This window comes from Nonomuraea sp. NPDC001831, assembly GCF_042892035.1.
In the GTDB taxonomy this organism is placed as follows: domain Bacteria; phylum Actinomycetota; class Actinomycetes; order Streptosporangiales; family Streptosporangiaceae; genus Nonomuraea.
Map to the genome: position 1 here is coordinate 256672 of NZ_JBIATU010000009.1, position 11817 is coordinate 268488.

The following is an 11817-nucleotide window of genomic DNA, read 5'->3' on the forward strand; positions in this document are numbered from 1 at the left end:
TGTCTGTTGGAAAGTGTTCGTCGGACGTCTTTCGGGGTGGAGCGGGCGTCTGGGAGGCTCGCCTCTGTGAGTGAACCAGGGCGCCGGGGCCGCCCCGCCACCGATGAGCGCGAGACCGTCACGATCCTTCGGGTGCTCGGGACGACCGGCATCGCGGCGGGGCTGGCCTCGGCCGCGTTCATGCTGCTGCAGTGGTCGAGCCCGCCGCTGACCTGGCTGGCGTTCCTGCTCGTCGTCGCGCTGGTCGGGGTCGGCCTGCGCGTCGAGGCGGCGATCCTGGCGCGTTCTGCCCGCTGACCCGGCGCCCGTGCCGCCCGGCCTGCCTCCCGGCCGGTCGGCCGGGAGGCTTTCAGCGGGACGGTCGGCGGGCTCGCGCGGGTCAGCGTTCGCAGACGACTCCGTCGCCGTCGCGGTCCTGGTACCAGGCGTACTCGGGGTCGACGCCGCGGCGGTACGGGCCGTAGCCGGCGGCGTTCGCCTCGGCGCAGGTGCGGAAGCGCGGGTCGGTGCCGGAGGGCGGGGGCGGCGTGGAGGACGGGGTCGGCTTCGGGGTCGGGGTCGGCGTGGAGGTGGACGTGTCGCACCTGCCGGACCAGATCCGCAACTTATCCGCCTTGGCCTTGGCCTGCTCCGCGCGGAAGAGGCTCTTGTAGGTGTCGTCCGGCTTGGATAAGACGGCCTTGCCGTAGCCGTAACGGATCAGGTTGCGGTTGACGTGCACGCCCTTGGCGTTCCACACGTGCGAGGGCGGGCGGCCCGGCGTCTTGGCGGTGAGGAGGTGGGCCGTCGTGCCGGGTGGCAGGAGCGCCGCCGTGCGGGCGGTCGCCGCCCTGGACCAGCATCGTCCGCGCTCGGGCGTGTCCACGCCGAGCAGCTGCACGCGGATCTTCGTGGTGCCGCGCACGACGTCGACGGTGTCGCCGTCCACGATCTTGACGACCCGGGCCGCGACCGTGCCCTTGGGGACGGCGGCCGCCTCGGCCGGCGTGCTCAGGGCGACGGTGAGGGGCAGCAGGGCGGCGGCCGTGGCGGTGACGATCCTGACCGTGCTCGCGTTCGTAGGCATGGCGTGACTCCAGGGACGGATGGTCCGGACGTGAGGAGACGCGCCGACGGAGACAGGGGTGTACCGCCGGAAGGGCACGGTTATGTCACTCCTGGTCGAGGTGCGGCGACGCTGCGCTTAGGGTTTGACTGGTCGCCGGCCCCCTCGGGGTGGCCGACGTCCGAGGTCAGAGGCTTGTGCGGCCCTCCTCGGCCTGCCTCGCGCGGACGGTTGCGCGGGCGGGGCCGGGCGGGTTGTCAGAGGCGGGCCGGCGCCGGAGCCGCGATATGCTCGTACTGGTGTTCGATAAGCTGCCTGCCTCTGGGGGAGTGTCGTGGTTGTCGCCAAGGAAGCCGCATGGGTGGGCTTGAGCTGGGATGACTGGTCCGATCTGAGCGAGATCCGCGCCCGCCTCGACGCCGGCGCCGATCCGCATGCCGACCTGTGGCACGAGGGGCCGCCCCTCCACCTCGCGGCCGAGTACGGCTCGCCCGGGGTGGTCGCCGAGCTGGCCCGCCGGGTCGGCGACGTCGACGCCGCGTACGAAGGGCACAGCGCGCTCTGGCGGGCCGTGTTCGCCCAGCAGAGGGACAACGCGCTCGCCCTGGTCGCCGCAGGGGCCGATCCGTGGCGGCCGATGACGGGCGGCTGGTCGCCGGGGCGGCTCAGCCTGGCCGGTCCCAACCCGGGTCTGTTCTTCCCCTTCCCGCGCGACAGGCCCACGTTGTCGGAGGCGGAGAACGCCGCCGTCGTGGAGGCCGAGCGGCTGATCGAGGCCCTGGGCGACTTCGAGTACGACGGGCTGGGGCTGGTGTGCGTCGCGGGCGTCACCGCGGCGGAGGCCGCGCGGCGGCTCGGGGCGACGGTGGCCGAGGGAGCCGGGATCGACGGGGTGCTCGACGAGCCGTACCCGGGCGAGGGCGACGGTCTGGTGGGAGCCACCGACGTGCCGGGCGGATGCGTGCTCAGCCGGCGCCGGGGCGCCGAGATGACGAGCGCCGACGTGATCAACCGCCTCTCGGCCGGGACCGTCTGCTACGCGATGTACGCCGACCCGAAGGGCGGCAACCAGGGCTACAGCTCGCGGGACGGGGTCGTCGAGGAATGGGACGCCCAACCGGGCGGCGGCTGGGTGTCGCCGGACAGCTCGGCGGGCGAGGTGCTGAACGCCTTTCTCTACCAGGGGGAGGGGGTGGCGTACTGCTGCGCGTACACGGGGCTGCGGCTCACCGACGCCCGGCCCGTCCTGGGGCCGCCCGACATCTGGCTGCACCTCCCGCCTCGCGGCTGACGCCGGTCGGCCGGTACGTGTTGCTCCGGAGTCAGGGCCGGGCGGCCGAGGCCGCGCCCAGCACGGCTCCGTGTGAGCCCAGGGTCGAAAGCCGGACGGGGACGGACCCGAGGCCGCGGGGCGCATACCGGCGGATCGTCTCGATCAGGGGGACGGTCAGGAGCTCGCCGAGGCCGGTGACGCCGCCGCCCAGGACGATCACGTCCGGGTCCAGGAGGGTGGCGGCGGAGGCGATCGATCGGCCGAGGATGACGGCGGCCTCGCGGATCACCTCGCGGGCCAAGGGGTCGGCGTTCTCCGGCCCAGCCTGCTGACCGGCGGCTCCGAGGGGGTTCCGCGAGTCGGTGGTTTCGGCCGGGTGTCGCAGGGCGGGGAGCTCGGTGTCGTGTCCCGGTGTGGAGGGGGATCCGAGGGCGGGGGAGCCAGTGTTGTGTCCGGATTTGGGGAGGCATCCGAGGGCGGCGGGCTCGATGTTGTGTCCCGGTGTGGAGGGGGATCCGAGAGTGGGGGATCCGGTGTTGTGTCGGGCTGCGGGGAGGGATCCGAAGTCGGGGGCGGTGCCGCCGCGGGCGTGGTAGGCCGACAGGATCGCCGGGCCCGACGCGTACGCCTCCAGGTGGCCCGTCGCGCCGCAGGGGCACGGGCGGTCGGCGTCGGCGTTCGGGGGCAGGACGGCCGGGGTGTGGCCGAGCGAGCCGGCCATGCCGTTGCGGCCACGCAGGAGTTCGCCGTCACGTACGAGGGCGCCGCCGACGCCGGTGCCGATCGTGAGGACCAGGGCCAGACGGCTCCCTCGGGCCGCGCCGTGGCGGGCCTCGCCGAGAGCCCAGGCGTGCACGTCGTTGAGCACGGTGACGGGCAGGCCGAGCCGTTGGGTGAAGGAGGTAGCCAGGTCGGTGCCCCGCCAGCCGGGCAGGGCGTCGGTGGCGTGCGTGACCACGCCGTTGTCGTCGATCGTCCCGGCGCTGCCGACGCCGCAGGCGATGACGTCCATTCCGGCGGCGCGTGCCTGGGTGAGGCGGTCTTCGGCCAGCTCCAGTGCGGCGGCCAGCACCGATGCGGCACCGCCGTCGGCGGGTGTGGGGACGCGGGCGGGGAGGTGGATCTCCGTCTCGCTCCGAGTGGCCGAGGCCGGGATCAGGGCGGCGGCGGTCTTGGTGCCGCCGATGTCGATGCCGAGCACGACGGGGATGCCGTTCGTGCGGCGTCGCACGGTGGGGGTGCTGGTGGTGTGGCGTCGCACGGTGGGGGCTCTGTTCAGGTGGGTGTGTTCGGCTGACGTGCCTTCTGCGAGGAGTGGCGCGGTGCTGTTCGGGTGGGGGTGTTTGGCTGCGGGGACTTGGGTGGTGCTGTGCGGGGAGGCGGTGCGGGCGGCGGCTGGGGGGCGTGCTGCGGTGGGCATGGGGTCGCCGGTGTGGTGAGGGTGGGCGCGGGGTGGGGTGGGGGTCACCGGCTTGCCCTGGGGGTGGCTGCGGTGAGGTGGCGGGTTAGGGCGAGGGGGTCGGTGATGGCGGCGCCGATCACGACCGACCAGGCGCCTCGGGCGAACGCCTCCGCCACGTGGGCGTCGGTGCGGAGCCGGCCCTCGGCCACCGTACGGACCCCGAGGGCGGCGAGCTGCCCGACCAGGTCGAGGTCGGGCTCGTACGGAACCCCGGGCCGAGGGGCGGACCCGGTCCCAGGACGGGAGGCGGAATCAGCGGCGTCAGCCCTCAGGGGGAGCGCGGGATCGGTGGCGGAGTCGCCGACGGCGGGGGCGGCTGGGGCGGTGTAGGGGGTGTAGCCGGAGAGGGTGGTGGAGATCAGGGCTGCGCCTCGGTTCCAGGCGAGGAGTCCTTCCTCTGCTGTCGAGACGTCGGCCATGACGGGTACGCCCAGTTCCTTCCACACCCGTTCGACCAGGGACGGCAGGTCGCCCGCTGCCGGTTCGGCCTCCGCCGTCACCTCCAAGGCCACCATGTCGGCGCCGGCGCGTACCAGGGATTCGCACAGGGCGAAGGTGGGGGTGATCAGGGGGCGGACGTTGGGGCGGGGGACCTTGGCCAGGCCGATCAGGGGAAGGTCTGTGGCGGCCTTGACCGCGCGGACGTCCTCGGGGCCGTTCACGCGCAGACCGGCCGCGCCGCCGAGTTCGGCGCAGCGGGCGAGGAGCGCGATGGTGTGCGGGTCGCGGAGGGGGTGGCCCTCGGGGGCCTGGCAGCTCACGACCAGGCCGCCTTCGATCGCGGTCACCACATCCATTTGGTACAGCCCAATCTTCCGGCATAGAGAGAAGTTCCACCTCAGTTGCCCGATTGGTATAGCCCAATTACGATCGGAGCGTCAAGAGGAACCCCCTGACCGAGGACGACCACCGTGACGAAGATCGGCCGGCTCACAGACCATCTGCTCACGCTCATCGAGACCGAGCTGAAGCCGGGCGAACGGCTGCCCGCCGAGCGCGATCTCGCCGAGGAGTTCGGGGTCAGCAGGCTGACCGTGCGCCGGGCGGTCGACCGGCTGGAGACGGACCAGCGGGTCTACCGCGTCCAGGGCGCGGGGACGTTCGTCGCGCACCGGAGCATCGCCAAGACGATCGAGCTGACGTCGTTCAGCGAGGACATGCGGGGGCGAGGGCTGGAGCCGGGGTCGCGGCTGCTGGAGGCGGCCGAGGTGCCCGCGGGGGCGCGGGTGGGGCAGGCGCTCGGCATCAGCCCGGCGGACGCGGTCGTGCGGCTGTGCCGGGTGCGTACGGCCAACGGTTCGCCGATGTGCTTGGAGCGTGCCCACGTGCCGGCCGCGTTCGTGCCCGGACTGCTCGACCGGCCGCTCGGCGGGTCGCTGTACGAGGTGCTGGCGGGGGCGTACCGGATCAGGCTGGAGCGGGCCGAGCAGTCGATCAGGGCCACGGTGCTGGAGCCGGAGGAGGCGGAGCTGCTGGAGGCGGCGCCGCTGGCGCCGGCGTTGCTGGTCGAACGGGTGGCCTACGACAGGCGGGGGCGGGCGGTCGAGGCGGCCAAGTCGATCTACCGGGGCGACCGCTACTCGTACGAGATCGCGATCCGGCGGTGAGGGCGGGCCGGGGCGAAGGGGGCTTGCCGGGGGCGATGGGTGGGGTAGACGACAGAAGGACGGGATTGTCCTCAGGGAGGACAGGAGGACGGGATTGTCCTCAGGGAGGACAGGAGGACGGGATTGTCCTCTGGCTGGACAGAAGGGCGGGATTGTCCTCAGGCAGGCTGGCCGGAGTGTCCGGCCATGCCATGCGATGGAGGGGCCGATCGGAGTAGTCGGCCATGCGACGGAGAGGTCGATCGGAGTGTTCGGCCATGCGATGGAGTGACATGTCGAGCCGGCGGCGGGCGGTGCTGCTCGGGCTCGGTTCCGCGGAACTGGTGCTCACCGGAGCCGCCGCCGTGGATCTGTGGCGGCGGCCGCAGCGGGAGATCCACGGCTGGAAGGGCGTCTGGTGGCTGGGCATCCTCGTGCAGCCGTTCGGCCCCATCGCCTACCTGGCGTACGGCAGGCGCAGGGGCCGTAGGCGGTGAAGCCTCGCGTCAGCGGGCGGTGAAACCGCCGTATCCGTTGGCGTTCATGGTCGTGTGCGGACGGAAACCGCCGTATCCGTTGGGGTTCATCCGCGGGTGTCCACCCAGACGCTCACCGTGGTGTGCGGCGTGATCCCGGTGTAGGACGTCTGCCCGGCCGGCACCCACGGGCCCTCGATCGGGATCAGGCCGACCTCGGGCAGGAAGTGACGCTGGATCACGTGGATGCGGTGCTCGCCGGTGCCGCTCGGGCAGTAGCTGGTGGCCCAGCGTTCGGCCTGGTTGAGCTGGTACGTGCAGCCGGTGGGCGCGGCGGAGGCGGCGGGGGCGCCCAGCAGGACCAGGCCCGCGGCCAGGGCGGCGCAGCCGGCGGTCCGTCTTCTCGCGTTCATGCGGGGCTCCTCGGAGGTGTGCGCGCGGCGAGAATTGCTTAGGAAAGTTTCCTAAACATTAGAGCCGGGAAGCCGTACCGTCAACGGTTCACCACCGGTCGTGCACCTGCGGCCGGATCCGCTCGTCGTAGACGGCCCGCACGGCCTCGAGCGTCTCCGCCGGGAGCGGGGGCAGGTCGGCCGCCGCCGCGTTGGAGCGTGCCTGGCCGGGGTTGCGCGCGCCGGGGATGACGACCGAGACGCCGGGCTGGTCGAGGATCCAGCGCAGCGCGAACTGGGCCATGGACGCCCCCTCGGGCACCAGCCCGGCCAGCCGCCGCACCGCCTCCAGGCCGGTGCCGAACTCCACGCCGGAGAAGGTCTCACCGACGTCGAACGACTCGCCGTGCCGGTTGTAGGTGCGGTGGTCGTCGGGGGCGAACACGGTGTGCTCGTCGTAGCGTCCCGACAGCAGGCCGCTGGCCAGCGGGACGCGGGCGATGACGCCCACCCCGGCCGCGCGGGCGGCGGGCAGCACCCGCTCCAGCGGCTTGAGCCGGAACGCGTTGAGGATGATCTGCACGGTCGCCACGCCCGGCCTGGCGATGGCGGTCAGCGCCTCCTCGCAGGTCTCCACGCTGACGCCGTACGCCGCGATCTTCTGCTCGGCGACCAGCGTGTCCAGGGCGTCGAAGACCGCGTCGGAGGAGTACACCGGGGTGGGCGGGCAGTGGAGCTGGACCAGGTCGAGGGTGTCCACGCCGAGGTTGCGCCGGGAGCGCTCGTTCCAGGCGCGGAAGTTGTCCATCACGTAGTTGGCCGGCACCTGCGCCATCCGGCGGCCCATCTTGGTGGCCACGGTGAGCCCGGGATGCGCCTTGGCGAAGCGGCCGACGATCTGCTCGCTGCGGCCGTCGCCGTAGACGTCGGCGGTGTCGACGAACGTGACGCCCGCTCCCACGGCCGCCTCCAGGGTGGCGAACGCCTCGTCCTCGCTCACCTCGCCCCAGTCGGCGCCGAGCTGCCAGGCGCCGAGGCCCACGACGCCGACCTGGCGTCCCGTACGTCCGAGTATGCGGTGTTCCATGCTCTTTGTCCGTTCGTCTGGTTCCTGCGACCAGTGTCCCGGACGAAAGGTACGGGCGTGCCGCGGGGGCACGCCCGTACCGCCGTCAGCGAGGCCGGTAGCTGCACCGCACGCCCGTGTGCACGGTGGCCCGCAGCTCGTCCCCCAGCGCCTGGTCGGCCGACGAGACGCGGGAGATCGCCCGCCTGATCGCCTTGCCCACCGCGATCCGCGCGCGTTCCTCCGTGCCGGTGAACGGCCGCGCCCGCCCGCCGATCCCGGTCGCCGCCGACAGCTCGGCCACCAGCCATTCCCGCTCCAGCCGCAGCGCGGCGGCCCGTTCCAGGTCGTTCATCGCCTCCAGCTCGTCGATGTCGGCCTGCAACTGGGTCAGCCGCTGCCGGTAGGTCTCCCTGGCCAGGTCGTCCAGCACCGGTTGCGCCGAGGCCGGCTCGCTGTCCTGCGCCGGCGCGCCCGCGGCCAGGTCGGCGGCCAGGATCTCGCGCCCCGGGTTGGCGATCAGGGTCGCCAGGTGCTGCATGCCGACGCTGTGCTCGACCACCACCAGCCGCCCGCCGTGCTCGACCTGCCAGTGCCGTCCGTGCCTGCGCAGCCGGAACGCCCCGTGCGCCGCGCCCGCCCTGCCGACCACGGCCGGCAGCACCATGCCGAGCTCCCTGGCCTCCTGCGCGGCGGCGTTCTGGGCGGCCCGCGCCGCTTTGTCCTGCGGCCCGTCGCGCAGCGCGAGCGCCTGGCCGAGCCGCCAGCGCGACAGCGTCGCCGCGGGCCAGTGGCCGAGCGCGAGACTGGCCCGGACGGCCTCCGTCAGGTGCCCGGCGGCGCGGTCCACGTCGCCGGTCGTGAGCGCGGCCATGCCCAGGCTGTGCTGCACCGAGCCGAGACAGAGCACGCCCAGGCTGGCCACCACCGGCAGAGCCGCGAACGGCAGCAGCAGCGCGTACGCCTCGGCGGCGGCGCCGGCGTCCTGGAGCAGGTGGGCGGTCTCGACGACGCAGTACATCGAGAACAGCCACGTGCTCGACCTCGGCAGGTCGGCCAGGTCCCGGCCGCGCAGCCGGGCCAGGTGGCCGGCCGCCGCCCTGCGGTCGCCCGAGGTGGCCGCGGCCAGCGCGAGGCCCGCCAGGTAGGAGTTGTCGATCGGGCTGAGCGTGGGCGAGCTGACCAGGTCGGCCACCGTCGGCAGCAGCTCGGCGATGCGGCCCTGGTACCAGCGGATGGCGGCGATCTGGCCGCCGTACCAGCCGGTGGCGTCCATGTCGCCGGCCTGGACGCCGCGCTCGAAGCAGTCGCCGGCCATCTTCTCCGCCTGCTCGAACCGGCCCGCCCTGATGGCCAGCATCACCCTGATCACGTCGGTCACGAACCCGACGGCCAGGTGGTCGTGCTCGGCCAGCAGGCCGCGCAGCTCCTCCAGGCCGCGTCCGGCGTGCGGGTCGGCCGCCAGGTAGAGGTCGACCGTCCGCCACAGCAGGCCCATCAGCAGGTCGCCCCTGCGCCGGGTGACCGCCGCCTGGCCGATCAGCTCCCTGGCCAGCTCCAGCCGGGCCGGCCCGTGCTCCGGGCCGAGCAGGCAGTGGTGGGCCAGGCTCAGCGCCTCGGCCAGCGCCGCCGGATCGCCCGCGCTCCTGGCCCGCGCGACGAGCCGGAGGATCTCCTCGTGCCCGCCCGCGCCGTAGTCCTCCTCCCCGGTCATCCTGATCCGCAGCCGCAGCGCCAGCGACGAGCACGGATCGATCAGCGACAACGCGTGCCGCTGACGCGCGCGCACCGTCTCCGACTCCGCGCACGTGCGGTGCTCCTGCACCCACACCCCGCCCAGGCCGAGCGCCGCCCTGGCCAGGGCGGGCACGTCGCCGCACGCCTCGGCCTGCCGGTAGGCCGAGTCGAACCAGCGCCTGGCGGTCTGCAGATCCCCGTTCACGTACAAAGCGCGCTCACCGAGCACGAGCGCGAGCCTGATGTCCGGATACGGGGGCAGGCGAACCCCCAGCTCCTCTAAAACGCCCACGGTTTCCGTCCCCATTCGGTCATCCGGGCTGAGCTTCCAGACGGTCCCCCGAATACCGTTCTGCCATAACGACGTGCGGGGGCGGTGGACGGTTCAGCCGAACGCGCTGGCTACCCTGTGCGCATGATTCGCCCCGCCACCCCAGCAGACGTCCCCGCCGTCGTGCGCATGATCCTTGAGCTGGCCACGTACGAGAACGCCGCGCACGAGGTGCGCGTGACCGAGGAGATGCTGCGGACGTCGCTCTTCGGGGAGCGGCCCGCCGTGTTCGCGCACGTGGCCGAGCAGGACGGCGAGCCCGTCGGCTTCACGATCTGGTTCCTGACCTACTCCACCTGGCGCGGCGTGCACGGCATCTACATGGAGGACCTGTACGTGCGCCCCGAGCACCGGGGCGGCGGCCACGGCCGCGCGCTGATGGCGGAACTGGCGAAGATCTGCGCCGAACGCGGCTACCAGCGCCTGGAGTGGTCGGTGCTCGACTGGAACGAGCCGTCCATCGCCTTCTACGACAAGCTCGGCGCCGAGCGGCAGGACGAGTGGCTGAAGTACCGGCTGACCGACGAGCCGCTGGAGCGCCTGTCCCGCTGAGGACGCCGGCGAAGCTGAGGCCGCCGGTGAACAGGTGTGCCGCGCAGGCCGGCCCCCCGGCGTGACCTGCGCGGCCTCCTCGTCAAACTCCGACGTGCGAGCGGGACCGCTGGCCCTGCGTGCTGTCGAACATCTCGGTGCCGCGCTCTTCGAGGTCCTTGTGGGTCTCCTCGATCCGCAGCGCGACGCCGATCGCGAAGAACGTGGGCGCCCACTCGCCGATGAAGATCCCCCACCGGTCGGCCCGGTCGAGGCCCGCGCCCTCCTTGTTCTTGGAGATCATCCAGGAACAGAAGGACAGGCCGATGGACGCCAGCCCCGCGGCGTACATGTGGCCTGACTTGATGCCCATCTGGTGCAGCTTTTTGATCATTATTCCCCCCTTGCCATGAGTGCTGTTACCCCCGGGAAGGCCACGTAACCAGCCAGAACTCCGATCATTACCGGCGTGTTTCGCCGGTGACGCTTGTGCGCGTCCTGTTACCGCGGTGAATCACCCGTAACCGCCGCAGCCTCGCCGGCTGCCGGAACGCGTAACGCGGTCCTCCTACCGTGGTGCTCCCGACGCCGAGCGGAGGAGAGATCGATGGCGCGCTGGATCACCGAGTGGCACCCCGACGACCGGGCCTTCTGGCAGCGGACCGGCAGGCACGTCGCCCGGCGCAACCTGGTCTTCTCCATCGTGGCCGAGCATCTCGGGTTCACCGTCTGGACCCTGTGGAGCGTCGTGGCGACCAGGATGGGGGCCTACGACTTCTCCACCGACCAGCTCTTCTGGCTCGTCGCGCTGCCGAATCTGGTCGGAGCCGTGCTGCGGGTGCCCTACACGTTCGGGCCGGGCCGGTTCGGCGGGCGCGACTTCACCGTGGCCAGTGCGGCGCTGCTGCTGGTCCCGGCCGTGCTGCTCGGGGTGGCGGTGCAGGATCCCGGCACGCCGTACTGGCTGTTCCTGGTGATCGCGGCGCTGGCCGGGGTGGGCGGCGGGAACTTCGCCTCCAGCATGGCCAACATCACCTACTTCTACCCGCGCGGCAAGCAAGGGCTGGCGCTCGGGCTGAACGCGGCGGGCGGCAACGTCGGGGTCAGCTCGGTGCAGCTGGTCGTGCCGCTGGTGATCGGCTCGCTCGGGACGGCCGCCGCCGGCTGGTTCTGGATCCCGTTCATCGTGGTGGCCGCGGCCTGCGCGTGGTTCTTCATGGACAACCTGGCCGGCGCCAGGGCCGAGCCGCGCGAACAGCTCGCGGTGGCCGGACGGGCGCAGACGTGGATCATGTCGGTCCTGTACGTCGGCACGTTCGGGTCGTTCATCGGCTACTCGACGGCGTTCCCGTTGCTGAGCAAGAGCCTGTTCCCCGAGGCGCCGTACGCGGCGGTCGCCTTCGCCGGGCCGCTGCTCGGCTCGCTGATCAGGCCGGTGGGCGGCTGGCTGGCCGACCGGCTGGGCGGCGCGCGGGTGACGCAGTGGAACTTCGCGGCCATGGGCGCCGGGGTGCTGCTGGCCTGGGCGGCCGCCGCCGCGGGCGGCTTCTGGCCGTTCTTCCTGGCCTTCCAGCTGCTGTTCCTCACCGCGGGCATCGGCAACGGCTCGACGTACCGGATGATCCCGGCGATCTTCCACGCCAAGGCGGTCGCCGAGCGCGGCGCGGGCCCGGAGGCGCTGCTGCACGGCAGACGTCAGGCCGCGGCGGCGATCGGCGTCATCTCGGCGGTCGGCGCGCTCGGCGGGTTCCTCGTCAACCGGGCCTTCGGCATGGCGTTCGCCGCGGCCGGCGACCCGGCGCCGGCGTTCCTGGCCTTCGCCGCCTTCTACGCCGCCTGCCTGGCGCTGACCTGGTGGTGCTACACGCGCACCGTCGGCGTCACGGTCGTCGCCAGCCTCGCCCACGCCCGGGTCTGA

Annotated in this window: 13 protein-coding genes; 6 read left to right on the forward strand and 7 right to left on the reverse strand. The window is 72.8% G+C overall.

Annotated elements, in window-relative coordinates:
* The first annotated feature begins 66 nt into the window (after window positions 1-66).
* Window positions 67-297, forward strand: coding sequence for a hypothetical protein (locus ACFYYW_RS28570; RefSeq protein ID WP_352322723.1), 231 nt, complete (start codon window positions 67-69; stop codon window positions 295-297).
* A gap of 82 nt (window positions 298-379) precedes the next feature.
* On the opposite strand, the gene ACFYYW_RS28575 is transcribed toward ACFYYW_RS28570, so the two are convergent.
* A complete protein-coding gene (locus ACFYYW_RS28575) occupies window positions 380-1066 on the reverse strand; it encodes a thermonuclease family protein (protein WP_387652908.1) in 687 nt (228 codons plus the stop codon).
* Between the two features lie 340 nt (window positions 1067-1406).
* Between ACFYYW_RS28575 and ACFYYW_RS28580 the strand changes: the two genes are divergently transcribed.
* Window positions 1407-2336 carry an ankyrin repeat domain-containing protein gene (locus ACFYYW_RS28580; RefSeq protein WP_387652910.1) on the forward strand — a complete coding sequence of 310 codons (930 nt, stop codon included), beginning with the start codon at window positions 1407-1409 and terminating at the stop codon, window positions 2334-2336.
* A 31-nt stretch (window positions 2337-2367) separates the two neighbouring features.
* Here ACFYYW_RS28580 and ACFYYW_RS28585 read toward each other — a convergent pair whose 3' ends face one another.
* Together ACFYYW_RS28585 and ACFYYW_RS28590 are read right to left on the reverse strand one after the other, a co-directional pair.
* Window positions 2368-3579, reverse strand: coding sequence for an ROK family protein (locus ACFYYW_RS28585; protein ID WP_387652912.1), 1212 nt, complete (start codon window positions 3577-3579; stop codon window positions 2368-2370).
* Between the two features lie 203 nt (window positions 3580-3782).
* On the reverse strand, window positions 3783-4577 hold the full coding sequence (locus tag ACFYYW_RS28590; protein WP_387652914.1) for an N-acetylmannosamine-6-phosphate 2-epimerase: 795 nt from the start codon (window positions 4575-4577) through the stop codon (window positions 3783-3785).
* A gap of 114 nt (window positions 4578-4691) precedes the next feature.
* Between ACFYYW_RS28590 and ACFYYW_RS28595 the strand changes: the two genes are divergently transcribed.
* Window positions 4692-5387, forward strand: a complete 696-nt coding sequence (locus tag ACFYYW_RS28595) for a GntR family transcriptional regulator (protein WP_387652916.1) — start codon at window positions 4692-4694, stop codon at window positions 5385-5387.
* 257 nt (window positions 5388-5644) lie between these two features.
* Window positions 5645-5863 (forward strand): PLDc N-terminal domain-containing protein, encoded by a 219-nt coding sequence (locus ACFYYW_RS28600; protein WP_387652918.1) that lies wholly within the window; start codon window positions 5645-5647, stop codon window positions 5861-5863.
* An 86-nt stretch (window positions 5864-5949) separates the two neighbouring features.
* On the opposite strand, the gene ACFYYW_RS28605 is transcribed toward ACFYYW_RS28600, so the two are convergent.
* The 3 genes from ACFYYW_RS28605 to ACFYYW_RS28615 all read right to left on the reverse strand — a co-directional run bounded on the left by ACFYYW_RS28605 (window position 5950) and on the right by ACFYYW_RS28615 (window position 9329).
* Window positions 5950-6255, reverse strand: a complete 306-nt coding sequence (locus ACFYYW_RS28605; RefSeq protein WP_352322731.1) for a hypothetical protein — start codon at window positions 6253-6255, stop codon at window positions 5950-5952.
* A gap of 88 nt (window positions 6256-6343) precedes the next feature.
* Window positions 6344-7321 (reverse strand): aldo/keto reductase, encoded by a 978-nt coding sequence (locus ACFYYW_RS28610; RefSeq protein ID WP_387652920.1) that lies wholly within the window; start codon window positions 7319-7321, stop codon window positions 6344-6346.
* A gap of 85 nt (window positions 7322-7406) precedes the next feature.
* Complete coding sequence (locus tag ACFYYW_RS28615) at window positions 7407-9329, reverse strand: hypothetical protein (protein ID WP_387652922.1); 1923 nt, start codon at window positions 9327-9329, stop codon at window positions 7407-7409.
* Between the two features lie 84 nt (window positions 9330-9413).
* Between ACFYYW_RS28615 and ACFYYW_RS28620 the strand changes: the two genes are divergently transcribed.
* The gene (locus ACFYYW_RS28620; protein WP_352322734.1) at window positions 9414-9920 is read left to right on the forward strand and encodes a GNAT family N-acetyltransferase; all 507 of its coding nucleotides are present in this window, start codon (window positions 9414-9416) and stop codon (window positions 9918-9920) included.
* A gap of 82 nt (window positions 9921-10002) precedes the next feature.
* Here the strand turns inward: ACFYYW_RS28620 and ACFYYW_RS28625 are convergent, their stop codons facing one another.
* On the reverse strand, window positions 10003-10293 hold the full coding sequence (locus ACFYYW_RS28625) for a hypothetical protein (protein WP_352358938.1): 291 nt from the start codon (window positions 10291-10293) through the stop codon (window positions 10003-10005).
* 213 nt (window positions 10294-10506) lie between these two features.
* Here ACFYYW_RS28625 and ACFYYW_RS28630 point away from each other — a divergent pair, with 213 nt between their 5' ends.
* A complete protein-coding gene (locus ACFYYW_RS28630; RefSeq protein ID WP_387652924.1) occupies window positions 10507-11817 on the forward strand; it encodes an MFS transporter in 1311 nt (436 codons plus the stop codon).